Origin of the sequence: Pseudomonas sp. NPDC088444 (genome assembly GCF_044900175.1) — a bacterium.
Taxonomy (GTDB): Bacteria; Pseudomonadota; Gammaproteobacteria; order Pseudomonadales; family Pseudomonadaceae; genus Aquipseudomonas.
On the sequence record NZ_JBJDNK010000020.1, the window covers coordinates 1 to 24,470 of the forward strand.

The 24,470-nt window shown below is 58.0% G+C and carries 24 protein-coding genes; 15 read left to right on the top strand and 9 right to left on the bottom strand.

Translation table 11 applies throughout. From position 1 onward, the window contains the following. From ACI2KB_RS27565 to fabF, 11 genes are all read left to right on the top strand, one after another. Positions 1-580, top strand: a 580-nt coding sequence (locus tag ACI2KB_RS27565) for a S1 RNA-binding domain-containing protein (RefSeq protein ID WP_404640004.1), incomplete at its 5' end; no start/stop codon positions are given. A 245-nt stretch (positions 581-825) separates the two neighbouring features. Further along, on the top strand, positions 826-1,125 hold the full coding sequence (gene ihfB, locus ACI2KB_RS27570) for an integration host factor subunit beta (protein ID WP_108237235.1): 300 nt from the start codon (positions 826-828) through the stop codon (positions 1,123-1,125). A gap of 19 nt (positions 1,126-1,144) precedes the next feature. After that, a complete protein-coding gene (locus ACI2KB_RS27575; protein ID WP_404640006.1) occupies positions 1,145-1,384 on the top strand; it encodes a lipopolysaccharide assembly protein LapA domain-containing protein in 240 nt (79 codons plus the stop codon). Positions 1,385-1,539: 155 nt separating this feature from the next. After that, positions 1,540-2,979 (top strand): MBL fold metallo-hydrolase, encoded by a 1,440-nt coding sequence (locus ACI2KB_RS27580; protein WP_404640008.1) that lies wholly within the window; start codon positions 1,540-1,542, stop codon positions 2,977-2,979. 292 nt (positions 2,980-3,271) lie between these two features. After that, positions 3,272-4,645, top strand: coding sequence for a phosphomannomutase (locus ACI2KB_RS27585; RefSeq protein ID WP_404640010.1), 1,374 nt, complete (start codon positions 3,272-3,274; stop codon positions 4,643-4,645). A 69-nt stretch (positions 4,646-4,714) separates the two neighbouring features. Beyond that, on the top strand, positions 4,715-5,683 hold the full coding sequence (locus ACI2KB_RS27590; RefSeq protein ID WP_404640012.1) for a UDP-glucose 4-epimerase family protein: 969 nt from the start codon (positions 4,715-4,717) through the stop codon (positions 5,681-5,683). Further along, positions 5,680-6,702, top strand: a complete 1,023-nt coding sequence (locus tag ACI2KB_RS27595; protein ID WP_404640014.1) for a glycosyltransferase family 4 protein — start codon at positions 5,680-5,682, stop codon at positions 6,700-6,702. The genes ACI2KB_RS27590 and ACI2KB_RS27595 overlap by 4 nt, the downstream gene beginning before the upstream one ends. Before the next feature lie 102 nt (positions 6,703-6,804). Then, positions 6,805-8,799: a polysaccharide biosynthesis protein gene (locus ACI2KB_RS27600; protein ID WP_404640016.1), complete on the top strand. Its 1,995-nt coding sequence runs from the start codon at positions 6,805-6,807 to the stop codon at positions 8,797-8,799. A gap of 202 nt (positions 8,800-9,001) precedes the next feature. After that, positions 9,002-9,337 carry a ComEA family DNA-binding protein gene (locus ACI2KB_RS27605; RefSeq protein ID WP_404640018.1) on the top strand — a complete coding sequence of 112 codons (336 nt, stop codon included), beginning with the start codon at positions 9,002-9,004 and terminating at the stop codon, positions 9,335-9,337. 184 nt (positions 9,338-9,521) lie between these two features. Then, a complete protein-coding gene (locus ACI2KB_RS27610; protein WP_404640020.1) occupies positions 9,522-10,328 on the top strand; it encodes an SDR family NAD(P)-dependent oxidoreductase in 807 nt (268 codons plus the stop codon). A 40-nt stretch (positions 10,329-10,368) separates the two neighbouring features. Then, entirely contained in the window at positions 10,369-11,643 is a 1,275-nt protein-coding gene (gene fabF, locus ACI2KB_RS27615) for a beta-ketoacyl-ACP synthase II (protein ID WP_404640022.1), read from the top strand. A gap of 51 nt (positions 11,644-11,694) precedes the next feature. Here the strand turns inward: fabF and ACI2KB_RS27620 are convergent, their stop codons facing one another. The 4 genes from ACI2KB_RS27620 to dsbD all read right to left on the bottom strand — a co-directional run bounded on the left by ACI2KB_RS27620 (position 11,695) and on the right by dsbD (position 15,732). Further along, positions 11,695-12,261, bottom strand: a complete 567-nt coding sequence (locus ACI2KB_RS27620) for a TetR/AcrR family transcriptional regulator (RefSeq protein ID WP_404640024.1) — start codon at positions 12,259-12,261, stop codon at positions 11,695-11,697. Between the two features lie 137 nt (positions 12,262-12,398). Then, positions 12,399-13,157 carry a thiol:disulfide interchange protein DsbG gene (gene dsbG, locus ACI2KB_RS27625; protein WP_404640124.1) on the bottom strand — a complete coding sequence of 253 codons (759 nt, stop codon included), beginning with the start codon at positions 13,155-13,157 and terminating at the stop codon, positions 12,399-12,401. Positions 13,158-13,162: 5 nt separating this feature from the next. Then, a complete protein-coding gene (locus ACI2KB_RS27630) occupies positions 13,163-13,999 on the bottom strand; it encodes a TlpA family protein disulfide reductase (RefSeq protein ID WP_404640026.1) in 837 nt (278 codons plus the stop codon). Next, positions 13,999-15,732, bottom strand: a complete 1,734-nt coding sequence (gene dsbD, locus ACI2KB_RS27635) for a protein-disulfide reductase DsbD (RefSeq protein WP_404640028.1) — start codon at positions 15,730-15,732, stop codon at positions 13,999-14,001. Before dsbD ends, ACI2KB_RS27630 begins: the two co-directional genes overlap by 1 nt. 151 nt (positions 15,733-15,883) lie before the next feature. On the opposite strand from dsbD, the gene ACI2KB_RS27640 reads away from it, so the two are divergent. Both ACI2KB_RS27640 and ACI2KB_RS27645 read left to right on the top strand, forming a co-directional pair. Next, a complete protein-coding gene (locus ACI2KB_RS27640; RefSeq protein ID WP_404640030.1) occupies positions 15,884-16,567 on the top strand; it encodes a response regulator in 684 nt (227 codons plus the stop codon). Beyond that, the gene (locus ACI2KB_RS27645) at positions 16,564-17,901 is read left to right on the top strand and encodes an ATP-binding protein (RefSeq protein WP_404640032.1); all 1,338 of its coding nucleotides are present in this window, start codon (positions 16,564-16,566) and stop codon (positions 17,899-17,901) included. Before ACI2KB_RS27640 ends, ACI2KB_RS27645 begins: the two co-directional genes overlap by 4 nt. Here the strand turns inward: ACI2KB_RS27645 and ACI2KB_RS27650 are convergent. The 4 genes from ACI2KB_RS27650 to ACI2KB_RS27665 all read right to left on the bottom strand — a co-directional run bounded on the left by ACI2KB_RS27650 (position 17,821) and on the right by ACI2KB_RS27665 (position 21,172). Then, positions 17,821-18,084, bottom strand: coding sequence for a hypothetical protein (locus tag ACI2KB_RS27650; protein WP_404640034.1), 264 nt, complete (start codon positions 18,082-18,084; stop codon positions 17,821-17,823). The genes ACI2KB_RS27645 and ACI2KB_RS27650 overlap by 81 nt on opposite strands. 19 nt (positions 18,085-18,103) lie before the next feature. Then, on the bottom strand, positions 18,104-19,684 hold the full coding sequence (locus tag ACI2KB_RS27655) for an AlkA N-terminal domain-containing protein (protein ID WP_404640036.1): 1,581 nt from the start codon (positions 19,682-19,684) through the stop codon (positions 18,104-18,106). A 377-nt stretch (positions 19,685-20,061) separates the two neighbouring features. Next, complete coding sequence (locus ACI2KB_RS27660; RefSeq protein ID WP_404640038.1) at positions 20,062-20,652, bottom strand: hypothetical protein; 591 nt, start codon at positions 20,650-20,652, stop codon at positions 20,062-20,064. Positions 20,653-20,896: 244 nt separating this feature from the next. Further along, positions 20,897-21,172 carry a hypothetical protein gene (locus ACI2KB_RS27665; RefSeq protein WP_404640040.1) on the bottom strand — a complete coding sequence of 92 codons (276 nt, stop codon included), beginning with the start codon at positions 21,170-21,172 and terminating at the stop codon, positions 20,897-20,899. A 359-nt stretch (positions 21,173-21,531) separates the two neighbouring features. On the opposite strand from ACI2KB_RS27665, the gene ACI2KB_RS27670 reads away from it, so the two are divergent. Continuing rightward, positions 21,532-22,821: a serine/threonine transporter gene (locus ACI2KB_RS27670; protein WP_404640042.1), complete on the top strand. Its 1,290-nt coding sequence runs from the start codon at positions 21,532-21,534 to the stop codon at positions 22,819-22,821. A gap of 34 nt (positions 22,822-22,855) precedes the next feature. Here ACI2KB_RS27670 and ACI2KB_RS27675 read toward each other — a convergent pair whose 3' ends face one another. Beyond that, a complete protein-coding gene (locus ACI2KB_RS27675; RefSeq protein ID WP_404640044.1) occupies positions 22,856-23,176 on the bottom strand; it encodes a hypothetical protein in 321 nt (106 codons plus the stop codon). A 39-nt stretch (positions 23,177-23,215) separates the two neighbouring features. Between ACI2KB_RS27675 and ACI2KB_RS27680 the strand changes: the two genes are divergently transcribed. After that, entirely contained in the window at positions 23,216-24,157 is a 942-nt protein-coding gene (locus ACI2KB_RS27680) for a diguanylate cyclase domain-containing protein (protein ID WP_404640046.1), read from the top strand. Positions 24,158-24,470 lie beyond the last annotated feature (313 nt).

A 24,470-nucleotide genomic window follows, 5' to 3' on the forward strand; every position in this document is an offset into this window, starting at 1 on the left:
CACCATCAAGTCGATCACCGATTTCGGTATCTTCATTGGTCTGGACGGCGGCATCGACGGTCTGGTTCACCTGTCGGACATCTCCTGGAACGAAGTCGGCGAAGAAGCCGTGCGTCGCTTCAAGAAAGGCGACGAGCTGGACACTGTAATCCTGTCGGTTGACCCAGAGCGTGAGCGCATCTCGCTGGGTATCAAGCAACTGGAAAGCGATCCGTTCTCCGAGTACGTCACTGTCAATGACAAAGGCGCTATCGTTCGCGGTACCGTTAAAGAAGTTGACGCCAAAGGCGCCATCATCACGCTGGCAGACGACATCGAAGCGACTCTGAAAGCTTCCGAAATCAGCCGTGACCGCGTTGAAGACGCGCGTAACGTTCTGAAAGAAGGCGAAGAGATCGAAGCGAAGATCATCAGCGTTGACCGTAAGAGCCGCGTAATCAGCTTGTCCATCAAGTCGAAAGACGTTGAAGACGAGAAAGAAGCGATTCAGAGCCTGCGTAGCAAGCCTGACACCGCTGAGAACACAGGTCCTACCACTCTGGGCGACCTGCTGCGTGCTCAAATGGAAAAACAGAACTGAGTTCTGTCTGACCATTGAAAAGGGCGACTTCGGTCGCCCTTTTTTGTGGGCGCTGGTTTTTCCGCAAGCTTGGAGGGAGTCTTTCAGTCGCCACAAGGCCCGGTGGGCAAGGGTTGTAAAAAATAATGGCCTACTGCCTGGACTCACTGTTCATATATGTGCATGTGCGGGCTGTTCAAATACTTTCGATCGTGCTAAAACCTTCAAAGCGCTTAACCTAGCTGCTTGAAAAAGAAGGGAAAAATATGACGAAGTCGGAGTTGATCGAACGAATTGTCACCCATCAAGGACTGCTCTCATCAAAGGATGTGGAGCTGGCCATCAAGACCATGCTTGAACAGATGTCGCAATGCCTCGCAACAGGCGACCGTATTGAAATACGGGGCTTTGGCAGCTTTTCGCTGCACTACCGTGCGCCACGCGTGGGTCGTAATCCAAAAACCGGTCAATCCGTCAGTCTCGACGGAAAATTCGTTCCTCACTTCAAGCCCGGAAAAGAACTGCGCGATCGAGTGAACGAAGAGGAGGAGCACGGGCTCCAATGATTTTCTGAAGGAGCGCTGAATGCGAAATCTCAAACGCCTGATTTTCTTCGTCGTTGTCGTGCTGATCGTTGCGGCAACGGTGGTCTTCATGCTGGAAAATCAGCAGCCTGTGGCGTTGGTGTTTTTTGGCTGGTCTGCTCCCGAGCTTTCGGTTGCGGTGCCAGTGATTCTGGCGTTGTTGGTGGGTATGTCGATCGGACCGGTTCTGGCCTGGATGACCCGCTTTCGCAAAAAGCCCAAACCGTCTCGTTTCGCATGATCAAGCTGCTCTCAAGGCACGAATTCCCTCTCGTGTCCTGAGGGAAGTGTTCCTGAGTATTTCCGAAAACTCTCGAAAAACTTAACGACTGAAGAAGGTGTTCAGTCCCGTTAAGCTGCTCCGCTTTCCAAGGTAGTGAAGCGAGAGGGAGCCTCATGAAATACCCAGAAATCATCCATCACGGCGCTGGAGAGGGTGTAACAGGGTCTTGCCACGAACTGCGGGTCGACGCTGGCTTCGGTCTTCTAGTTGACTGCGGACTGTTTCAGGGCGATGAAGCTGAGCTGATGGCGCGTTTCGGCGAAACAGCCTCCAGCATTGATTTTGAAGTTTCCCATCTCAAGTTGTTGATCGTTACTCACGTCCATGCCGATCACATCGGGCGTATTCCTGAGTTGCTATCGGCCGGGTTCAAGGGGCCGATCCTGTGCAGCGAGCCGTCGGCCCAACTGTTGCCGTTGATGCTTGAAGACTCACTCCGCGTCGGGCCGGGGTACGATGAGCATCAGATCGAACGATGCCTCAAGCAGGTGCAGCAGAGAATCATCGCGGCTCCATTTGACGCATGGCTGGGTGTGCTCGATACGCCGACAGCTTCCTGTCGAATTCGTTTGCAGCGTGCTGGCCATGTGCTGGGTTCTGCTTATGTCGAGTGCGATGTTGGCTATCCGCAAGCGCAAAAAAATCAGCGGATCGTGTTTTCCGGCGACCTGGGCTCGTCCCATGTGCCCATTCTTCCTGAACCAAAATCTCCCGAAAAAGCCGATCTTCTAGTATTGGAAAGTACGTACGGGGACCGGTTGCATGAAGATCGCGCTACGCGAAAGGCGCGTCTTGAAGCGGTCATCGATAAGGCCCTGGCTGACCATGGCACGGTGCTCATTCCTGCATTCAGCATCGGTCGGGCCCAGGAGTTGTTGTACGAGATCGAAGACATTCTCCATCGCAAGTCGCTGTCTTGTGCGATTGATGAGGGACGTGACGCAGCTCTTCCTGTTAACTGGCCGCAGCTACCAGTATTGCTGGACTCGCCGCTGGCCGAGCTTTTGACTCAGGTCTATCGATCATTCGATGACATTTGGGACGACGAGGCGACCGAGCGACTGAAGGAAGGGCGCAGACCTTTGGGCTTCAAGCAACTGATCACGATCGATACCCACGCCAGGCATTTGCAGACGGTCAATTACCTGGCAAGCACGGGACGTCCCGCAATTGTCATCGCAGGTCACGGCATGTGTGCAGGTGGGCGCATCGTCAATTACCTGAAAGCCATGCTGGGGGATTCTCGACACAATGTCGTGTTCGTGGGGTATCAGGCCAAAGGCACTCCGGGTGCTGCCATCCAGAAACATGGCCCGGTGGGTGGTTACGTGACGCTCGATAAAGAGCGCTATGCAATCAAGGCTGGCGTTGAATCTCTTGGCGGGTACTCCGCTCACGCGGATCAGAGGGAACTGGTGGACTTTGTGACGGGGATGAGTGATTGGCCCTCCGAGATTCGCCTGGTTCATGGGCAGGATCTGGCGAAGAAGAAGCTTGAACAGGTTCTGCAGCGGCAATATGCATCCCGATCCAGGCAGGTTGTGATTCGGTAGTCGGGATGAATCCGTCGTCTTGCGATAAAGTCCGCAGCGCTCTATTTCAACGGGCGGCTGAGAGATTGAACTACCTTTTTGCTATCATCCAGCCCCTGTGATTCAAGGGTAAAGGGATCTCCTTCCGCTCAGCTACAAAGAAATTTATGGTCGCGTGGATAACAAATCTTCGTTTTAAGTGCCTAACCCCTCGCCTCAGCATTGAGCGAGGGTGCGCGCGGCCTGAGGATCGGGCCGTTTTATACTGAGCCAAGAAGCCGATGGGCTTCTTTTGTCGCATAGGTTTTTACACATGAATTCCGTCTATCCCGCTATTCAGACACGCTGCTTCAAGGCTTACGATATCCGTGGCCAGGTCCCCAATGATCTGGATGCCGACATCGCGTACCGCATTGGTCGGGCGATGGTTGTTGAACTGAGCGCCAAAAATATCGTGGTCGGTCGGGACATGCGTCTTGAAAGTCCTTCGTTGGCTCTAGCGCTGACCAGAGGTATTCAGGATGCTGGTGCCGATGTCATCGACATCGGCTTGTGTGGCACCGAAGAAGTTTATTTCGCCACCAGTCACTATGTCGCCGACGGTGGGGTGATGGTTACGGCCAGTCATAACCCTAAAGGGTATAACGGCATGAAGCTGGTTCAGCGCGAGTCGCGTCCGATCAGTGGAGACACCGGGTTGGATGCCATCAGGCAGCGCGTCGATGCGGGGAATTTCGGCAGCGTTGCTGCGCAGAAGGGTGGTGTCACGCACGCTCCGGACAAGTCGGCGTACATCGAGCACTTGCTGGGGTACGTCAAAGATGCTGACCTCCGTCCTTTGAAAATTCTGGCCGATCCCGGAAACGGTGCTGTCGGCCCTGCCTTGGATACGATCAGATCGCGACTGCCGTTTGAATGGGTCATCATTAATGCTGTGCCTGATGGCAACTTCCCTAATGGTGTTCCGAACCCCCTGTTGCCCGAAAATCGCAACATCACTCGGGATGCGCTAATCAAACATGGTTGTGATCTGGGGCTGGCGTGGGATGGCGACTTTGACCGTTGTTTCTTTTTTGATGAAAAGGGCCGGTTTGTCGAAGGCTATTATCTGGTCGGTCTTTTGGCCGAGATGCTTCTCAAGCAGCATCCGGGCTCAAGGATCATCCATGATCCGCGCCTGACCTGGAACACGATCGACCAAGTCAAACTGGCAGGCGGTACGCCGGTATTGTGCAAAACCGGACACGCATTCATTAAAGAGCGTATGCGCAAAGAAGATGCGGTGTACGGCGGCGAGATGAGTGCTCACCATTACTTCCGTGATTTTGCCTACTGTGACAGTGGCATGATCCCTTGGCTTTTGGTAACCGCGTTGATGTCGGTGTCCGGCAAGTCGTTCTCCCAACTAGTGGATGAGCGTATGGCCGCTTACCCTTGCAGTGGCGAAATCAACTATAAAGTCGACGACGTCAAGACCGTCTTGAACAAGGTGCTGGAGCATTATTCGCCTTCGTGCTCCCACATCGACAAGACCGATGGCATCAGCCTTGAGTTTGCCGACTGGCGCTTTAACTTGCGCGGTTCAAACACTGAGCCGTTGTTACGTTTGAATGTCGAGAGTCGACGTAACGCTGAACTGGTCGCGTCGAAGGTGAGGGAAATCGAGGCGTTGCTTAGCAGTAAGTAATCGTTTGCAAGCCACGGGCCTGGGCAGTCTTGCGCCAGGCTCGTGTGCGTTTTAACGGAATGATTGAATATGATCAGAAAGGTCCTGGTGACAGGAAGCGCCGGGCTGGTCGGTCGTGCGTTGGTCAGCACGCTTGCGAGCCTTCCCGAAGCTGGCGTCGTCGCCGTTTCGAGGGGCGGTGAGCACCCTGCCGTGCCGGGCGTGGAGTACCGGAATGTCGGCAATATCGACGCTCAAACTCCATGGGAGTCTCACCTGGCGGACGTGGACTGCGTGATTCACGCTGCCGCTCGTGTGCATGTTATGCGCGATACTGCTGCGGACCCGCTTGTGCTCTTTCGGGAGGTTAACACAGCAGGGACGCTCAACCTTGCAAGGCAGGCGGCGCAAGCGGGTGTACGGCGCTTCATCTTCATCAGTTCGGTCAAGGTGAACGGAGAGTCCACCGAGAAAGACGTGGCGTTTCGCCCAGATGATAACCCCAAACCTTCCGATCCTTACGCCATTTCCAAGTACGAAGCAGAGCAGGGGCTTCTGGCACTTGCCGAACAGTGTGAGATGGACGTCGTGATCATTCGTCCCGTGCTCGTTTACGGGCCGGGAGTCAAAGCCAATTTCCTGCATCTCATGCGGCTTGTGTACAAAGGTATTCCTCTTCCGTTAGGCAGCATAAATAATGCGCGCAGCCTGGTCGGACTGGACAATCTCGTCGACTTCATTCGTGTATGCATTGATCATCCCGCGGCGGCCAACCAGATATTCCTGGTCAGCGATGGACATGATTTGTCCACCGCCGGATTGATCCAAGGGCTGAGAGCGCACATGCCGACATCGGGCTGGTTGGTACCGGTCCCGCAATCCTTACTGTATTTAGGGGCTACGTTGTTTGGGCGGCGGGCTGCCGCGCAACGGGTATTGGGGTCATTGCGCGTGGACATCGCGAAAAGTCGTGAGCTATTGCAGTGGTCACCTCCGGTATCCGTCGATCAGGGCCTGAGAAAAACCGTAGAGCACTTTCTAGCATCGGATCAAAAATGAATCATGGGTCGTTAGTTTTAGCGTTGGTCGGGTTTTCATTCGTTCTCACGTATTACCTCCGGCGGTATGCGTTGCAAAGAAGTTTGCTTGATATCCCCAATGACAGGAGTTCACACACGATCCCGACGCCCCGGGGAGGTGGAGTAGCGATTGTCATCGTTTTTCTGCTGGCGCTGGCAGGGTCGCTGGGAGTTGGGACTCTTGCCTTTCCCGAATTTCTGGCATTGTTTGGCGCAGGCTCGTTCATTGCGGCGCTGGGTTTTCTGGATGATCACGGTCATATCGCCGCGCGTTGGCGCCTGTTGGGGCATTTTTTTGCTGCAGGCTGGGTGTTGTTGTGGCTGGGAGGGTTTCCGGCGATTACGGTGCTGGGCGCATCGCTCGACCTGGGCGTCCCGGGCCATGTGCTGGCGGCGTTTTATCTCGTTTGGTTGCTCAATCTTTATAACTTCATGGATGGCATTGATGGCATTGCCAGTGTCGAGGCCATCAGCGTTTGCGCGGGCGCTGCGTTGATGTATGCAATGAGCGGAGTCTTCGGGCCAGTTTGGCTGCTGGTGATGCTCGGCAGTTCGGTTGCAGGCTTTCTTATCTGGAACTTTCCACCTGCGAAGATCTTCATGGGGGATGCAGGCAGTGGCTTTTTGGGCATCATCCTTGGGGGGTTGTCGCTTCAGGCTGCATGGATTTCCTCGCAGTTCTTCTGGGCATGGCTTATTCTCCTGGGGGTTTTCATCGTAGACGCTACAGTTACCCTCATTCGTCGACTCGTTCGAGGCGACAAGGTCTATGAGGCTCACCGAAGCCATGCTTACCAATACGCCTCTCGCAGGTTCGGTCGGCATCTTCCAGTGACGTCCGCAGTCGGTGTAATCAACCTGTGTTGGCTTTTGCCTGTTGCCATCTGCGTTACCCGTTTTGGGCTGGATGGCGTTGTAGGCGTGGGGATTGCATATGTCCCGCTTGTGATTCTCGCCATACGTTTTAATGCAGGAAAGCTGGAAAGACATGACGTGTGAATGTCAGTTGGGGCGACTAATCGGTTTTAGGCGGCCAGCAGGAATCAAGAGTCGCTTTAAGGGTCGATAAGAGGGAGTTTTGAACGCGTGTTTGAGGGAAGCATGGATAGATTACGCGCATCGTTATTGGGGCTGCCCCGGCGCAGAAAACGTGTCATACAAGTCGCCACCGACATATGTCTGGTGTGGTTCGCCTTGTGGATGGCGTTCGTGGTTCGTCTTGGAATCGACGACCTCATCAATCCGTTGCAAATCCACACCTGGCTGTTCATCAGCGCCCCCATCGTCGCGATTCCGTTGTTCATTCGGATTGGTATGTACCGCGCGGTCATGCGCTACTTCGGTAATGATGCGCTCATTGCCATTATCAAGGCCGTCAGCCTTTCTGCTTTGATTCTGGGCGTCGTCGTCTATCTGTACAGTAACCATCAGCACGTCGTGCCCCGATCTGTGATGTTCAACTATTGGTGGTTGAGTCTGGTGATGATCGGTGGCCTGCGCCTTGCGATGCGCCAGTATTTTCTCGGGGACTGGTTTTCGGCGGCCCAGCACGTGCCGTTCACCACCCGTGATGACGGGCTGCCGAAGGTGGCGGTGTATGGCGCAGGAGCCGCAGGTAACCAACTGGTGGCCGCGCTTCGAATGGGCCGCTCGATGCGTCCGGTCGCCTTTATCGATGACGATGACTCCATCTCGAATCGGGTGATTTCGGGCCTTCAGGTCTATAAACCCAAGCATATTCAGCAGATGATCGACGTGACGGGCGCACAGGAAATTCTCTTGGCGATTCCCTCGTCTGCCAGGGCGCGTCGCCGGGAGATCCTAGGTTTTCTCGAAGGTTTTCCGCTGCACGTGCGCAGCGTGCCGAATTTTTCCGATCTTGCCACCGGTCGGGTGAGAGTCGATGATCTTCAGGAAGTGGACATTGCGGATCTGCTGGGGCGCGATGCGGTTCCGGCGCAAGATGAGCTGTTGGAGCATTGCATCAAGAATCAGTGCGTGTTGGTGACGGGAGCGGGCGGTTCGATCGGTTCTGAGCTGTGTCGGCAGATCATCGCGCTCAAACCCACGACGTTGTTGTTGCTCGATCACAGTGAATTCAATCTCTACTCCATCTTGACCGAGCTGGAGCGGCGGATCGAGCGCGAGTCGTTGAAGGTCACGCTTGTGCCGATGCTCGGGTCGGTGCGCAATCACGGCAAGTTGCTGGACTTGATGAAGACCTGGAAGGTCGATACGGTTTATCACGCTGCGGCGTATAAGCATGTGCCGATGGTTGAGCACAATATCGAGGAGGGTGTGCTCAATAACGTGGTGGGGACCCTGAATGCGGCGCAAGCGGCCCTACAGGCGGGGGTGGCTAACTTTGTGCTGATTTCCACCGACAAGGCCGTACGCCCCACGAATGTCATGGGCAGCACCAAGCGTCTCGCAGAATTGGTGCTTCAAGCACTGAGTCGGGAAACGGCACCGGTCATGTTCGGTGACCGCGCCAATGTGCATCAGGTCAACAAGACCCGATTCATTATGGTGCGTTTCGGTAACGTGCTGGGGTCGTCCGGCTCGGTCATTCCGCTGTTTCACCAGCAGATCAAATCGGGCGGACCGTTGACGGTCACGCACCCCAAGATCACCCGGTATTTCATGACCATCCCCGAGGCCGCGCAACTGGTCATTCAGGCGGGTTCGATGGGGCAGGGTGGCGACGTGTTCGTGCTCGATATGGGCGAACCGGTGCGGATTATCGAGCTGGCGGAAAAGATGGTTCACTTGTCGGGTTTGAGCATTCGCTCCGAAAAGAACCCACTAGGGGACATTGCCATCGAGTTCACGGGGCTGCGTCCGGGTGAAAAACTCTATGAAGAGTTGCTGATCGGTGACAACGTTTCCGAGACTCGTCACCCGATGATCATGAGCGCTCAAGAAGACTACCTGTCGTGGGATGTTTTCAAACAAAACCTGTCGTTATTGTTGAAGGCGCTGGATGAGGATGATTACAACAAAGTTCGTCAGATCCTTCGAGACACGGTGAGCGGATATGCGCCAGACGGTGACATCGTTGACTGGATTTATCAGCAGCGCCGTCGTGAGCCCTAGGCGCTTCATCCTTCGTGAAATGTTTGTTTACGCTGTTTCTTGCGATGTCTGTGTCGGGATCTGCCCCGTATCACTGCGTGATCGCGGTCCTACATAATCGGTAACCGATCACCGCGTTGACGTGATCTCCTCGTCATCTACGTTTGGAAAGCAGCTCAGGAATGCTGCTTTCCAACCCAACGATGACATGGAGCATGACTCAATGCGCACTTCCTATCTCTCGTCCCTCATCTTCGCCCTGTTCGCCAGTACGTCTGTAGCCGTCAATGCCGCGCCGGGAACCTCCGCGCCTTCGCCTTCCTCAACCATTTCCGTTCAAGTCCCATCGCCCGAATCGTCGCACAAGGTCAACATCAACAACGCGACTGCAGAAACCTTACAGAAGGAGCTGTCGGGCATTGGTTCTGCTAAAGCATCGGCGATCGTCGCCTATCGTGAGGAGAATGGAGCCTTCACGTCCGTAGATGAACTGATTGAGGTAAAGGGAATCGGCAAGGCGCTGCTGGACAAAAACCGGGACAAGCTTTCCCTCGATTGACGTAGCGCCGAGCACGAAAAAGACCGATCAGCTGATCGGTCTTTTTTTGCACGTCTACAGTCAAGCGTGTTCCTTCTGTGTTTTCTGCTCTTGACATAAAAAATGTCGGGCGACATATAATTCGCAAAATTACGAGCGTAATATCAGCCCGTTGCTACTCTCAATCCCCACGGAGAAATGCCCCATGAGCACCAACAGCACCCTCGGTACAGCCCTCATCACTGGCGCCTCGTCAGGTATCGGCGCCACATACGCGGACCGCCTGGCCAAACGCGGTTTTGACTTGCTGCTGGTTGCTCGCGATCAGGCACGTCTGGAAACGATCGCGTCCGATTTGCGCGCCAAGGCCTCGGTCAAGGTTGAGGTGCTGAAGGCCGATTTGACGGATGCCACAGACGTTGCAGGGCTTGAGCAGCGCTTGCGCGAGGATGCATCGATCACCCTACTGTTGAACAACGCGGGTGTGGCGTTGAGCACGCCGCTGTCGCAAGCGAATCTGGGGGAGGTGGATCGTCTGATCCAGTTGAACATCGTAGCCTTGACCCACCTGTCCTCTGCGGCGGCGGGGGCATTTGCTGCGAAAGGGGCGGGGGCGATCATCAATATTGCGTCGGTGGTCCCCATGATCCCTGAGCGCTTCAACGCGGTGTATGCGGCCAGCAAGGCCTATGTGTTGAGCCTGACTCAATCGCTCAACGCTGAGATTGGCGAGAAAGGTGTCCAGATTCAGGCGGTGATGCCGGGAGCGACGCGCACCGAGATCTGGGAGCGTTCGGGTCTGGACATCAATGCTTTTCCGGCCGAGATGGTGATGGATGTCAACGAGATGGTGGACGCTGCGCTGAGCGGTTTCGATCAGAAAGAACTGGTGACCATCCCGTCGCTGCCCAACGCCGCCGATTGGCAGACGTTCGTCAATGCGCGCCTGGCGTTGGGGCCGAATCTTTCTTTGCAGCATGCGGCAGACCGTTACAAGACCACTGGCGCTTGATTCGCGTCCGTGACCGTTCTGAAAGTGAAAAGGTGAAGGCATGAGCGAACGTCGCATCGTAGTGACGGGGATGGGGTTGGTGACGCCATTGGGCACTGGCGTCGAAGCGGTCTGGCAACGTTTGTTGCAGGGCCGCTCCGGCATCGTGCGGTTGCCTGAAGAGACCGTGGCGGATCTGCCTGGCAAGGTCGGCGGGTTGGTGCCGCTGTTGGCCGACGATGCTGAAGCGGGCTTCGATGCGGATTTGGCCGCACCGCCGAAAGAGCAGAAGAAAATGGACCGCTTCATTCTGTTCGCGCTGGCGGCGGCTCAGCAGGCGATCACCCAAGCGGGTTGGGCGCCGTCGACCGATGAAGAGCGTGAGCGTACGGCGACCGTCATTGGTTCGGGGATCGGTGGGTTTGTCACCATCGCCGAAGCGGTACGCACCACTGACAGCCGTGGCCCTCGCAAGCTGTCACCGTTTACGGTCCCCGCTTTTCTGGTCAATCTGGCTGCCGGGCATGTGTCGATCCAGCATGGTTTCAAGGGCCCGCTTGGCGCTCCGGTCACGGCTTGTGCCGCCGGGGTGCAGGCCATCGGTGACGCCGCCCGGATGATCCTTGCGGGTGAAGTGGATATCGCCGTTTGCGGTGGTGCCGAAGCCTGCGTCGATCGTGTGTCATTGGGCGGTTTTGCGGCCGCCCGGGCGTTGTCCAGTGGCTTCAATGACAACCCCGAGCGGGCCTCTCGTCCGTTTGATCGCGACCGCGACGGCTTTGTCATGGGAGAGGGCGCCGGAATAGTGGTGATCGAAACCCTGGAGCATGCGTTGGCGCGAGGCGCGACCCCCATCGTCGAACTGGTGGGTTACGGCACCAGTGCTGATGCCTACCACCTCACGGCCGGGCCGGAGGATGGCAGCGGTGCTCGCCGGGCCATGCAGGCTGCCATTCGCCAGGCCGGCATCAAACCGTCGGACATTCAGCACCTCAATGCCCATGCCACCTCCACCCCGGTAGGGGACAAAGGGGAGATGGCAGCGATCAAAACGGTATTCGGTGATCAGAACGGCGTTGCGGTGACCTCGACCAAATCGGCGACCGGGCATTTGCTGGGCGCAGCGGGCGGGATCGAGGCGATTTTCACCGCCCTGGCGATTCGCGATCAGATCGCACCGATGACACTCAATCTGGAGAACCCGGACGAAGCGGCAGAGGGTATCGACCTTATCCGGGGTGAAGCCCGGCCCATGAAGATCGATTACGCGTTGTCGAACGGATTTGGATTTGGTGGCGTTAACGCCAGCGTGTTGTTCCGCCGCTGGCAGCCCTGATGCAGAAAAGCCCCTGAGGTCAGGGGCTTTTTCATTTCAGGCGGTAGCGACTCAGGCAGAGGCCACTTGCTGCTTGAGTTGTGCGCAGGTGGTTTTCAGGATGCGTTCGGCCAGTTGTGGATCTTTGGCACCGCGCGCAAGGACGATGGCACCCACCAGACTGGACATGATCATCACGCACTTGTCGCTGTCTTGCTGATCGGCGGGCAGACCCGCCTCCAGTGTCGCCAGCATCTTTTGAATCAACTCGTCGGTGATTTCGCTCGGCTGGCCACGCTGGCCCAGTTCCGACGACATGGTCGGCAACGGGCAGCCACTTTCAGGGGCCGAGCGATGTTCCGCCGACAGGTAATTTTCAATGAATGCTTCAGCCGACGGAGCCACAGGCGCGGCAGCAGTCTGGGCTTCAGTCAGTTGGTCCACTGCGCAACGCAGTGCCTTTTCGACCAGGTCATCCTTGGATTTGAAATGGGCATAGAACCCGCCATGGGTCAGGCCCAGTGCCTTCATCAGTGGCTGCAAACCGGTCGCGCCGATACCGTCACGACGAAAGCGTGCGGCTGCTTCGTGAAGGATGCGCTGATGGGTCTGGGCTTTGTGATCTTCGGCGTAACGCATTGAACGAGCCTCCCGACTTGGCTCTTGAAATGGTGATCGACATTTTTACATGGTTGGCATGCCGATGCAGTATCCACTTTTCGAGCCAGGTTGCCATTGGTCAGAAGGTCACAGCTCAGCGTCACAGCCCGGCAGCGTTATCTGGGTCCCATCATCTTTGCCAGCACCTCCGGCCTTGGCGCGCCCTGTTGTTGCTGCACCTGGCCGTTCTCGTCCTTGTAGAAAATCGACGGTGTCGCCGAAAGCCCCATGTCATCCATGAGTTTCATGTTGGCGTCGAGTTTGGCCTGAATATCTTTCGGGATCGTTGCCATCGCCTTGAGTGTGCTGCTCTTGCCGGCCTGCTCATGCTTTTGCAGGGCCACTTCGGGGTTAGCGTCGGCCAGCAATGTCGCGGCCTTGGCGGCGCTGTCTTCGCGAATGACGCCGACCATGATGTGGCGCAATTGCACTTTGCCGGATTTGACCCAAGGGCGCGCCTGTTCCCAGAACATATTGCAGTAGGGACAGTTGGCGTCGCTGAACAGGTAGATCACTTTGGGCGCGGTCTTGGCACCGTCGGCGATCCAGGTGCTGTTTTCCATCTGGCTCCACATGGCCTTGGTCATCGGGTCGTAGACGAGTTTTTGCAGCGGCGCTTCGCTGAGGTCCACGCCCTTCTCATCGAACAGGTTGCCTGCCAGCACATGTTTGCCATCCGGTGTCAGATACAGCGCCATGCCTTGACGCTGGTATTCGGCGGCATAACCCTTGAGTCCACCGGGGGCATCGAATGCGCCTTTGATCGTCGCGCCCTTGGCTTGCAGTGCCTTGATCGGCTCGGGCAGTTCTTCGGCCAGTGACAAGCTGCTGTTCATGGCGAGCAAACTCGCGACCGCGAGGGTGGAAAAACGCATGAAACTCATTGAGTACTCCTGGAAGGTAAAGGCGCCTCTGTGGCACTGAATGTGCTCAGCGCGTGCTTCAGGCTGGCGTCGGACAGCTCGCCCACGTGGCTACCGGTCAGACGAGCGTTCGAGGCATAAAAAAGCGTTGTGGGCAGGCCGGACGACCCCACCTGTCGCGCCAGCGTTGCGCTGCTGTCGAACAGAACGTTGTCCAGATGCAGACCTTGCCCGGCGAGAAAAGTCGCGACCTCCCGAGGACTTTCAGCCTGATTCACAAACAGGAACGTCACGTCGGGATGGCCCTGTTGAGCCGCTGCCAAAACGGGCATTTCACGACGACACGGCGGACACCATGCTGCCCAGAGGTTGATCACCAGTGGCTTGCCCCGATAATCGCGCAGGTGAACGGCCTCGCCGTTGGCGTTGCGCAGGATCAGGTCCGGCAGTTGAGTGGCGTCTTGCCGGGCGTTCAGCCCGATATTGCTCAGGCCCCAGAACACCAGTCCACTGGCGACCGCCAAGCCCATGGGCATTCGCTGCGCAGGGTGGTTCCAGCCGTATGTCACGGCGCCGATCAATATCGCAATCACACCGGGCCAGATGAGAAATCCGCCGTCGCGAATATCAGCGATGCTCAAGGGGGCAGGCTGATATTGCGTCCAGTACGCGAGCACGAAAGCGAGTCTGGCGAACAGCAGCCCCAACAGGAACAGACCAAACAGCGCCCGCTCGGGATTGACCTTCCGCCGCCGTCCGCTGAGCCAGCCCACCAGCGTGGCCAGTGCCAGCGCGACGAACAACAGCACGTGGTTCAACGCCAACACGAACGGACCGACCGAAACGCTCAGCATCAGCCTCGCTCCCGGGTCGTTTGCCACTGCCGGAGAAAGCCTGCGTCGTCGACTTCGCCTGTGATCCGCCGCTCCCGGCGTTCGCTGCCGTCAGGTCCCAGCCAGAGCAGTGTGGGAGGGCCGGGCACTTGATAGCGTTTCAGCAACGCGCGGCTGAGGTCGCTATCAGCGGTGACATCCAGGCGCAGCAAACGCACGCCGTTCAAGGCCTGGATCACCTCGGGTTTACCGAAAACGGTTTTTTCCATGATCTTGCAGGACACGCACCAGTCAGCGTAGTAGTCGATCAGCACCCATTGGCCTGCTGCTTGTGCGGTCGCCAGTTCTCGATCCAGCGCGGCGGGGTCCTTGATCGTGGTGAAGGCATCTGAATGCTCGGTGCTTGTTCCAGAGCGTGCGCCGCTGTAGACCTTCAGCGGTTGCCACGGATCGTCCGCGCCACCCGCCGCACCTATCAGCATCATCGAGCCCCACAAACCGAGAATCAGTCCGGCTGGCGCGCCAATCAATGCCACGCGCTTCATTGCCCGTGTTTGCAGTGCGACGCTGAACGCCACGATCAACAGCAGGCTACCGAACAGCGCCAGCCACAGCGGTTCAGCCAACAAAGGTCTGATCATGATCAGCGCGGTGCCCAACAGCAGAAAGCCAAACACGCCTTTGACCATGTCCATCCACGCGCCAGGCTTGGGAAGAAAGCGGTTGCCGACCGTCACCAACAGCAGCAGGGGAAGGCCGATCCCCAGCCCGAGCGCGAACAGTACAAGGCCACCCTGCAGTGCGTTCCCGCTCTGCGCGATATAAAGCAGCGCGCCTGCCAGCGGAGCGGTCATGCACGGGCCGACCATCAGTCCCGACAGGGCACCGAGAATACTCGCGCCCAGCAGGCTGCCGCCCTGGCGCTGACGTCCGGCGCTTTCGAGACGATCCCGTACAAACGTTGGCAGTTGCAGCTCGAAGAAACCGAACATCGGCAGCGAAAGCAGCACGAACAATCCGGCGAAACTGCCCAGCAGCCACGGTTGTTGCAGGGTCGATTGCAGATTGCCGCCCAGCAAGGCCGCGACGACACCAAGCCCGGCATAGATCAAGGCCATGCTCAGCACATAGGCGCTGGCCAGAGCGAAACCTCGTCGTGGACGCGCGCCGCTGCCGACGACGACCCCTGCGAGGATCGGCAGCATCGGCAGTGAGCAAGGGGTGAACGCCAGCAACAGGCCCAAACCGAAGAAGATCAGCAGGCTCCAGCCCAGCGAACGCTCCTGTAGCGTGCTGGCCAACGCCTGATCCTGCGCCTGACCGTCGATGATCGTGGGGTGGGCACCGCCCAGGTCAACAATCTGGCTCTGGGGCGGATAGCACAGGCCGGCGTCAGCGCAGCCCTGCCAACCGACTTTGACCTGGCCACCGGCCGAGGCTGGAATCACCAGTTCCAGACCCTGGCGGTACACCTGCTGCTGGCCGAAATATTCGTCGTTGTGGTCTTCGCCAGCCGGCAAGACAGGTTGCCGGTCGGCGCCAAGCCCTTCGAATTTGAGGCGCTTCTGATACAGGTAATAGCCATCCGCGATTTGCCAGTACAGGCGGGTTTCGCCTGTCGGCAAGCGTTCCGAGCTGAACATGAAGGCCTGTTCGACAGGCAGAAAATCGGGCTTTTTGAACAAGTCCCCGCCCGGCAACGCCTGTGCCCACAGCGGAAAAAACAGCAATAACAGCACCCACAACTTACGCATGCCAACCTCGGCCCAACATCAATGGCGCAAGGATGATGAGCGGTGATTAAGGGGCTATTAACGGCCTGCGAATACCTCCGCGTTCCGAGTCCATGCATAATCCACCCTTAATCCCGCCCTGATTCAATCGCCTTTTTTATCGAGGCCGCCCATGCACGTATTGCTTTGTGAAGACGACGACCTGATCGCCAGTGGCATTGTGGCCGGGCTGGACGCCCAGGGGCTGACCGTGGACCGGGTGGCGACGGCGTCGGCCGCACGAGCGATGCTGTCGGCGGCACATTTCGACGTCATGGTGCTCGACCTTGGATTGCCCGATGAGGACGGACTCAAGCTGCTGCGTCAGTTGCGTCAGCAGGGCAACGACATTCCCGTGTTGATTCTGACGGCGCGAGACACCGTCACCGATCGCGTCGACGGCCTGCAGGCCGGGGCTGATGATTATCTGCTCAAACCCTTCGACCTGCGCGAACTCAGCGCACGTCTGCACACGCTGGTGCGGCGCATGGCCGGACGCAGCGTGAATGTGATCGAGCACGGTCCGCTGACGTACGACCCCAGCAGCCGTGAAACCCGTCTTGGCGGGCAGCCGGTTGATTTATCGCGACGCGAGCAGGCCCTGCTGCAAGCGTTGCTAAATAACCACGGCCGGGTGCTGTCCAGCGAGCAACTCAAGGACTGCGTGTACGGGTTCGGCGACGAAGTGGAGAGCAACGCCCTCAACGTTCACATCCATCATCTGCGGCGCAAGCTCGGCGGCGGCATCATCGAAACGGTGCGTGGCCTTGGTTATCGGCTCGGGCCTGCGGGTGACCTGTCGGAGTCACAGGGATGATGAGCCTCAGAACCCGCTTGAGCCTGACCCTGGGCTCGGCATTCATCGTGATCTGGGTGTTGGCCGCTGCGTGGATGCTGCGTGACCTGCGCACACAGATGATGCAATCCCTCGACCAGCGTCTGGAGGCTTCGGCGCGGATGGTGGCCGGATTGCTTGAACAAATGCAGATGCCTGCCAATGACAGTGACGGCAAGTCGCTGCGTGCTGGAGATCTGGGCATTCCCAATGGCATGGCCTGCCAGCTCAGTTCGTTGCGCGGCCAAGTACTCGCGCGCACTGAAAGCTCGCCCGCCGAACCCTTGAAGGCGGATTCCAGCGGGTTTGTCGACCAGATGATCAACGGCGAGCACTGGCGGGTGTACACCATGATGCACGGCAGTGTGCGGGTCAGTACGGCCGACCGCCAGATTGAGCGGGACGTGCTGGGCCACTCGGTGTTGCTGGCAGCCTCGGTGCCGGTACTTGTGGCGTTGTTCGGCAGTTTGATTCTGGTGTGGTTCGGCATTGGGCGAGGGCTGGCGCCGCTGAATCGAATGCGTGACGCGCTCAATAGACACAGCGCCGATTCGGTCGAGCCGCTGGACGTTCCGAACCTGCCCAGCGAATTGCAACCATTGTTAAAGAGCCAGAACCAGCTATTCCAGCGCATTGCCCAGACCCTTGAGCGCGAGCGCAGGCTGACCGGCGACGCGGCCCATGAGTTGCGCAGCCCGCTGACCGCCATCAAGACTCACCTGCAAGTGGCGCGCATGACCGAGGGTGACAAGCGCGACAGGGCACTGGCTCATGCGGAAGAGGGTGCCGACCGGATGCACCGGACCCTTGAACAGTTGCTATTGCTGGCGCGAGTCGAGGGCAGCCTTTCGTTCGATGATGGTGTGCAATGTGATGCCGAAAAGGTGGCCCGGTTGGCGATTCACGATGCCAATCACGGCGACGATGAGCGTATCGAGTTGATCCTGCCGTCGCAGTTGTCCACCGCGCCCGTCGAGATGCCTGCGGCGCTGGCAGTGGCGGCGCTGCGCAACTTGCTGGACAACGCGTTGCGCCACACGCAAGTAGGCGCGCGGGTCGAATTGAGCCTGGAAACATTCGACGGTCAGGCGCATTTTCGGGTGCGGGACTATGGGCCGGGGATTCCCGAGCCGGATCTGGACAAACTCACCCAGCGTTTCTGGCGCAATGGCAAGAGTCCGGGCGCAGGGTTGGGGCTGGCGATCGTGCAGGCCATCGTTCAGCGCTGCTCCTGCTCACTGAAATTCGACAGCCGCAGCGACGGCTTGCGGGTAGAGCTGAGTGTGCCGTTGCGACAAACGCAGATTGAAGCCTAGCCCCGTGTCGTCCGAAAGCTGCCACTGACCTTGGCCGGGCACGATTTCGACCCAGGAGTGCTCATCCAGATCGACACGTTTGGCCGTGCGGAAAGAGGTGTCGAGGGCAAACTCGGGTTTGCTGTCGCCAAACGGGTCGCTCTGGCCGTGCAACTGCCCAAGGGGGTGAGTCAGTGAGTTCATGGGGCGGTGCAAGCTCCGTTCAATAAAGATGACCCCGTCCGATCACGGTGCTCGGGATGAGCTGTGCTGGGCTGTGATGTGATGTGGAACGTGGTTGACTGTCGGCTAGGCTGTGCCAGGCACGCAGCACCGCATAACTTCGCCAGGGGCGCCAGCGTTGCGCAGCCTGTTCGGCCGCTTTGGCCGTGCCGACCTTAAGAGCTTTTTGCAGCGCCACGTCGCCTGCGGGAAATGCATCGGGCCAGCGCAGAGCGCGCATGGCGATGTATTGCGCCGTCCAGTCGCCGATGCCGGGCAGCTTGCGCAAATCGGCACACGTCATCGCGACATCGCCCCCGGGGCTCAACACCAGTTGTCCACTGAGTACCGCTTCCGATAGTCCATGCAGTGCAGCCTGACGTTGCCGGGTGATGCCCAGTCGACCCAATGCGTCCGGGCCTGCCGCTGCCAGCGCGGCAGGTGTCGGAAACAGCCGATTCAGCCCTGCAACGGGCGTCTCGACAGGTTCTCCGAACGCGCCCACCAGACGCGCGCCGAGCGTGCGGGCCGCAGCCACCGTGATTTGTTGCCCCAGCACCGCGCGTACCGCCAGTTCGAAGCCGTCCAGTGTGCCGGGCACGCGCAAGCCGTCACAGAGGGGAAAGTCGTCATGTAGCGTGGCATTGATCGCTATCGGATCGGCGTCCAGATCGAATGCGGCCCGCACGCGGTTGATCAGCGCAGGCAGGGCAGCCGCCAATGAGTCGCTGAGGGTGACCACCGCCATTGCACACGCCTCATCGAAGCGGACACGTATCCAGCCTTGGCGGGTTTGTCCATCCTGAATCACGTGCAGCGTGCGCCAATAGTCCTGACCCTCTACGTACTCGACACCGGCAAGGCCGCGAAAGTGGAGGAAATTCAGCATCGCGGCCACATCATAGGGTGGGCGCCACCCCAGCTTGACGCTGACGCCTTGACCGTCAGGTGCTTGCTTGGCACGTCGAAGGGCGCTGGGGTTCAGGCCGTAATGCTGCGAAAACGCATCGTTGAAGCGCCGCACACTGGAGAAGCCACTAGACAAGGCCACCTGGGCCATGGGCAAGCGGGTGTCGGCAATCAGCTGTTTGGCCGCCAGCAAGCGACGAGTCTGCAAATATTGAAGCGGCGAGACACCGAAGTGGGCCTCGAAAATGCGGCGCAAATGCCGATCGCTTACCCCGAGCCGTTGCGCCACGCGGGCCATCAGGCCGCCTCTTGTGGGCATCGAAACGTCATCCGCAGGGGATGACGTGCTGCTCCAGACCTGTGGCTCGTCCATCATGCGGGCCGCCTGCAACGCGAGTATGCGGGAGGCATCCTCGGTGCTCCAGGACACCGCGTGCGGCGCCAGCTCCGGGCGGCATCGCAGACAGGGCCTGAACCCTGCCGCCTCTGCCTGGGCGGCATGACGATAGAAATGAATGTTCTCGCGCCGCGGGGTTTTCACGCGGCACACCGGTCGGCAGTAAATGCCAGTGCTTGTGACGGCCGCAAAGAATGACCCATCGAATCGCGCATCGTGCGCTTTCAATGCCAGGTAGCAGGCGTCACTTTCAGGGGAGGCGATGATGTTTTGCATGAAAGGCATCATACCGGTGACCGATCATTGCGACTGGCCATTTTCGGACATCTGCGTAGGTTTTCATTATTGCGTGGAACGACACTCATGACATTAGGGGACAGATAGCGCTACCGGTCAGCATTCTTGGAATCGGTTTTCAAAAAAATTGGTACCAGCTCTCAGATTTTTGCAATAAATAAACATGAGAGCGTCGTCCCTCGTCTGCCCACCGCACAGACGAAATCAGTCCAGGCCAGACGACGCGTCGGTCAAGCCAGTTGAGACTCGATAATTCAGACATTCTCTCCGATAGTATCCAAGGGATTAATGCTGAGTGGGGGAGACGAGGACATACCAGGTCGGGGGAGTTTTGAGCCGTCAGATAGAAGCTGAGACTAAGCTCGTCCATTGACCTCAGACGCCGGAGAATAATGAAAACTTAGTTTGTTTGTGCTGAGATAGCGGTTGATGTCGCCATCATGCCCTGTTGTAATGTCGTGCACGTTAACACCGCCAGTTCTCTCAGGCATGCCGAGCTCTCGATCCAGCGACAGCCCGTTATTGTGAGCTAATAACAGACGACCGTCCGGATCCCTATGAACGTATGCAGTGTGCACCAAGCGTCCTTCCGTAGCGCTGTGAAAGTTTAAGAAGCCTGATTCCGGGATGTCTGTGGAATTAAAGTCCAGTCGCTTCGACTGTTCGCTTATCCCCATAAGCTTAAGGTAACTGGGGGGATAGTTTTTCCCTTCATTAAGAGCTTTCTCCGCATCTTTAGTGATCGCGTTTCCGGCACGTGCGGCATGAACCGCGGCGCGGTAGCAGATGTCAGGCTGCTGATCACGGCCCGCAAGTTTATCGAAGCGAGGCTGTAAGTTGGCTTTGAACTCTTGCCCGCTCACTGGACCGTCGGAGACTTTATGATTAAGACGGTAGGTAGAAGACGATGGGATCATCCCGCCGGTAATTTTGGATAACGCTTGCATTGTATTTTTCCCATTGATGTTTTTCCTTGAGTGGGCTCAGGCTTGGATTTGGTTCCCAAGACATTCCGTAGACGACGTTGCTGACAGCTGACATGTCTGGGTTTACTGATGGACATCAATTCGCGACCCTGGCTTATGCATAGGCCCTAAGGGTGGAGATGCTGCTGTATTGAGAGCCCGAGCGGGTTGCTGCTCTGGACAGAGCGACTGACATCTAGATGCGCTTCTTAAGCCGTGATGTAGCCTACTGCCGACATCCATTGAGTTTCCGGCTGGAAAAGCGCACTCCATTGGCCCGGTTAAAAAAATCTAGCCAGCGATCGGGGAAATAATGGGAAATCTGGTGGGTTATGCCTATTTGATCGATGCCATGGGGCTGAAGGTGATTGGGGTAAAGAAGCCCGCACGCGTTCAACCGGTTACCCGCATTGAACGGCTCAACGGCGCGCTTGCAGTGCCACGGGCGGTCGCCCCAGAGGCCGGCGATTTTCTCGCCCACATCATTTTTGCGCTCAAACATGAGGGCGTTAACCTTGCTATCTTGGCTCAGGCTCTGCCTCGCATTGAAGATCGAATCCTTATCCAGGCCATGCGTTGTTTGGTTCGCATCTCGGGGTCTTTTTTATGCTTGAGTCGGTGTCAAACAGACCGCTCGGCTGTGCCAAATCCAGCGCCTCCTTACACGATCTGGTGCCGCACTCGCTCGTCGGAAAATGCTGATTCGACGACCATCTCTCCGACAACCCTTTGATTCTGCTCGCCAATCCCGGACAATCGCGCCCCTTTCCCTGTAGAGAACCGGTCAGGGGCGCTGACTGCCGAGCTTTTCGACGCGCTTTTGACCTTGTAGCTATCACCGGCAACGGAGAAATCGACCGGATGAATGATCAGGCCAACAGCGTCGAGCAACCCATCGACGCCGCGCCCGCGAGCGTGACCCCGAACATCACCCAATGGCAGCGCCAGGACACCACCTGGATGCTTGGCCTTTTTGGCACCGCCATCGGCGCAGGCACGCTGTTTCTGCCGATCAACGCAGGCATTGGCGGCTTCTGGCCGCTGCTGATTCTGGCATTGCTGGCGTTCCCCATGACGTTCTATGCACACCGGGGGCTGACCCGTTTCGTGCTGTCCGGTCGCGAAGGCGCCGACATCACCGACGTGGTCGAGCAACATTTCGGCAAGAAGGCCGGTGCGTTGATCACCCTGCTGTATTTCTTCGCAGTGTTTCCGATCCTGCTGATCTATAGCGTGGCGCTGACCAATACCGTGAGCAGCTTCCTTGAGCACCAGTTGCACGTACAGCCACCTCCGCGCGCCCTATTGGCCTTCTTGCTGATCATCGGCCTGCTGACCGTGGTGCGTTGCGGCGAGCAGATGATCGTCAAGGCGATGAGCCTGATGGTTTACCCGTTCATTGCCGCGCTGTTGTTTCTGGCAGTGTTTCTGATTCCGCACTGGACCGGCGGCATCCTGACCACCGCGACCAGCGTGCCCGCGCCTTCGGCATTGGTGCACACCCTGTGGCTGGCGATCCCGGTGATGGTGTTCTCGTTCAACCATTCGCCGATCATTTCCGCGTTCGCCGTGGATCAAAAGCGCCAGTACGGCGAACAGGCCGATGCGCGCAGCTCGCAGATTCTGTCGCGCGCCCACCTGCTGATGGTCGTGATGGTGCTTTTCTTCGTGTTCAGTTGCGTGTTGACGCTGTCGCCTGAACAACTGGCCGAAGCCAAGTCGCAGAACCTGTCGATCCTGTCCTACCTGGCCAACCATTTCAGCAACCCGACCATCGCGTTCGCGGCACCGCTGATTGCCTTTGTGGCGATCACCAAGTCGTTCCTGGGCCACTACATCGGCGCCAGCGAGGGCTTGAAAGGCCTGGTGATCAAGAGCGGCCGACGCCCGTCGCCCCGTGCGCTGGACCGTTTGACCGCAGGTTTCATGCTGGTGGTCTGCTGGCTGGTGGCAACGCTCAACCCGAGCATTCTGGGCATGATCGAAACCTTGGGTGGCCCGGTCATCGCGGCATTGTTGTTCCTCATGCCGATGTACGCCGTGCGTAAAGTGCCTGCGATGCGTCAGTACGCAGGCAAGCTGTCCAACGTGTTCGTTGTCGTGGTTGGGCTGGTGTCGATTTCGGCGCTGATCTATTCGTTGTTGGCGTAAGCCTGGCGGCGGTGATCACGGTCGCAGTTCGTGATCACCGCGCGTCAGTGACCGGGTCAGCCAGTAGTAATTGAAGCTGAACCGCTGAAAGATCACCGTCATGTTGCCCGCGTGCGGCGACAATACCGGTTTCGTCCAGATGAGCGATCGGTTCGGTGTGTGGGGTGACGTTGGCCCGATTCAGGGCCGGATACATCGGGCAGGCGAGCAGCCAGCGCTCCAAACGATTGAATGCATGATCAGGGCGCTGCAGCACCCAATGGGCGGTGCGCTGAGGTATTTCAGGCAACCAACCGTCCGAAAAGTCCCCTTTCTCCTGAGTCTGACCATTGCGCCCTGTCGATAGTGGCAACATGCTGTCGCCACCTCCTTTTCCTGTAAGAAGTGGTCGCCCATGAGTGATGAATCTCTGCCGTCCGGCACTGACAGCGATGTGTACAAGACGCTTCTTGAGTCGACCAAAGCCATTCCATGGCGTATCGACTGGCAGACCATGACGTTCAGCTACATCGGGCCGCAGATTGAAGAGCTGCTGGGGTGGGAGCAGGGCAGTTGGGTGGGGATCAATGACTGGGTCGAGCGGATGCACCCCGACGACCGGGATTACGTGGTCAATTTTTGTGTGTCCCAGTCCAAGGCCGGGGTCGACCACGAAGCGGACTACCGCGCGCTGACCAAGGATGGCGAGTACGTCTGGATTCGCGATGTGGTGCACGTGGTGCGCAAGCAGGGCGAAGTCGAGGCGCTGGTCGGCTTCATGTTCGACATCAGCGAGCGCAAGAAGACCGAAGAACACCTCGTTCGTCTGCAAAAGCAGCTCGAAGCGTTCTCCTATCAGGATGGCCTGACCGGTATTGCCAACCGGCGGATGTTCGACACCGTGCTGGATCGTGAATGGGCCCGCGCACAGGAGACGCGCCAGCCGTTGTCGTTGATCATGATGGATATCGACTATTTCAAGCAGTACAACGACCACTACGGCCACATCAAGGGTGACGAAGCGCTGCGCACGGTGGCCAAGACGCTGTCTCAGGCGGCGAACGATCCGGCTGATTTCATCGCGCGGATCGGCGGCGAGGAGTTCGTCTGGCTATTGCCCGAGACCTCTCAGGACAAGGCCCGCAGGGTGGCGGAAAAGTGCATGCAACTGGTGCGTCAACAGCAGATTCCCCATGAAAAATCCGAAGTGTCGCCGCTGCTGACGTTAAGTCTGGGTGTCGGCACCGTCGTGCCCTCTGTGGGGGAGAGCGCGGTGTCGTTTATCGAGAAAGTCGACGGGCTGCTCTATCACGTCAAGCGCAATGGGCGCATGCGTGCGGAGTATGGGGAGTTCTGATGTGTGCTCGCTATCCGGCGGCAGGACGCAGATCTTGTGGGAGCCGGCTTGCTGGCGAAAGCAGTGGGTCAGTTGCCGAATGAGGTGACTGATGTGTCGCATTCGCCAGCAAGCCGGCTCCCACAGATTCGGCGTCGAACAAACGGCCTGGGTCCGGCGCGGTTATTGTGGAAGCCGCCTTGGTGCGGGCGGCGTTCCGACGAATGCAGTTGATCAGACAACATAGAATCCCCCACAGACACTCGCGAGCCAACCGTGGGTCTTCTGTCTGAAACGCAACGGGCTTCGATAAAACTGGAGATGACCAACGGGT

Excerpts from the sequence above, each read along its gene's own strand:
- ihfB (WP_108237235.1), top strand. The coding sequence starts at position 826 with ATGACGAAGTCGGAGTTGATCGAACGAATTGTCACCCATCAAGGACTG.
- ACI2KB_RS27575 (WP_404640006.1), top strand. The coding sequence starts at position 1,145 with ATGCGAAATCTCAAACGCCTGATTTTCTTCGTCGTTGTCGTGCTGATC.
- ACI2KB_RS27580 (WP_404640008.1), top strand. The coding sequence starts at position 1,540 with ATGAAATACCCAGAAATCATCCATCACGGCGCTGGAGAGGGTGTAACA.
- ACI2KB_RS27585 (WP_404640010.1), top strand. The coding sequence starts at position 3,272 with ATGAATTCCGTCTATCCCGCTATTCAGACACGCTGCTTCAAGGCTTAC.
- ACI2KB_RS27590 (WP_404640012.1), top strand. The coding sequence starts at position 4,715 with ATGATCAGAAAGGTCCTGGTGACAGGAAGCGCCGGGCTGGTCGGTCGT.
- ACI2KB_RS27595 (WP_404640014.1), top strand. The coding sequence starts at position 5,680 with ATGAATCATGGGTCGTTAGTTTTAGCGTTGGTCGGGTTTTCATTCGTT.
- ACI2KB_RS27600 (WP_404640016.1), top strand. The coding sequence starts at position 6,805 with ATGGATAGATTACGCGCATCGTTATTGGGGCTGCCCCGGCGCAGAAAA.
- ACI2KB_RS27605 (WP_404640018.1), top strand. The coding sequence starts at position 9,002 with ATGCGCACTTCCTATCTCTCGTCCCTCATCTTCGCCCTGTTCGCCAGT.
- ACI2KB_RS27610 (WP_404640020.1), top strand. The coding sequence starts at position 9,522 with ATGAGCACCAACAGCACCCTCGGTACAGCCCTCATCACTGGCGCCTCG.
- fabF (WP_404640022.1), top strand. The coding sequence starts at position 10,369 with ATGAGCGAACGTCGCATCGTAGTGACGGGGATGGGGTTGGTGACGCCA.
- ACI2KB_RS27620 (WP_404640024.1), bottom strand. The coding sequence starts at position 12,261 with ATGCGTTACGCCGAAGATCACAAAGCCCAGACCCATCAGCGCATCCTT.
- dsbG (WP_404640124.1), bottom strand. The coding sequence starts at position 13,157 with ATGCGTTTTTCCACCCTCGCGGTCGCGAGTTTGCTCGCCATGAACAGC.
- ACI2KB_RS27630 (WP_404640026.1), bottom strand. The coding sequence starts at position 13,999 with ATGCTGAGCGTTTCGGTCGGTCCGTTCGTGTTGGCGTTGAACCACGTG.
- dsbD (WP_404640028.1), bottom strand. The coding sequence starts at position 15,732 with ATGCGTAAGTTGTGGGTGCTGTTATTGCTGTTTTTTCCGCTGTGGGCA.
- ACI2KB_RS27640 (WP_404640030.1), top strand. The coding sequence starts at position 15,884 with ATGCACGTATTGCTTTGTGAAGACGACGACCTGATCGCCAGTGGCATT.
- ACI2KB_RS27645 (WP_404640032.1), top strand. The coding sequence starts at position 16,564 with ATGATGAGCCTCAGAACCCGCTTGAGCCTGACCCTGGGCTCGGCATTC.
- ACI2KB_RS27650 (WP_404640034.1), bottom strand. The coding sequence starts at position 18,084 with ATGAACTCACTGACTCACCCCCTTGGGCAGTTGCACGGCCAGAGCGAC.
- ACI2KB_RS27655 (WP_404640036.1), bottom strand. The coding sequence starts at position 19,684 with ATGCAAAACATCATCGCCTCCCCTGAAAGTGACGCCTGCTACCTGGCA.
- ACI2KB_RS27660 (WP_404640038.1), bottom strand. The coding sequence starts at position 20,652 with ATGCAAGCGTTATCCAAAATTACCGGCGGGATGATCCCATCGTCTTCT.
- ACI2KB_RS27665 (WP_404640040.1), bottom strand. The coding sequence starts at position 21,172 with ATGTTTGAGCGCAAAAATGATGTGGGCGAGAAAATCGCCGGCCTCTGG.
- ACI2KB_RS27670 (WP_404640042.1), top strand. The coding sequence starts at position 21,532 with ATGAATGATCAGGCCAACAGCGTCGAGCAACCCATCGACGCCGCGCCC.
- ACI2KB_RS27675 (WP_404640044.1), bottom strand. The coding sequence starts at position 23,176 with ATGTTGCCACTATCGACAGGGCGCAATGGTCAGACTCAGGAGAAAGGG.
- ACI2KB_RS27680 (WP_404640046.1), top strand. The coding sequence starts at position 23,216 with ATGAGTGATGAATCTCTGCCGTCCGGCACTGACAGCGATGTGTACAAG.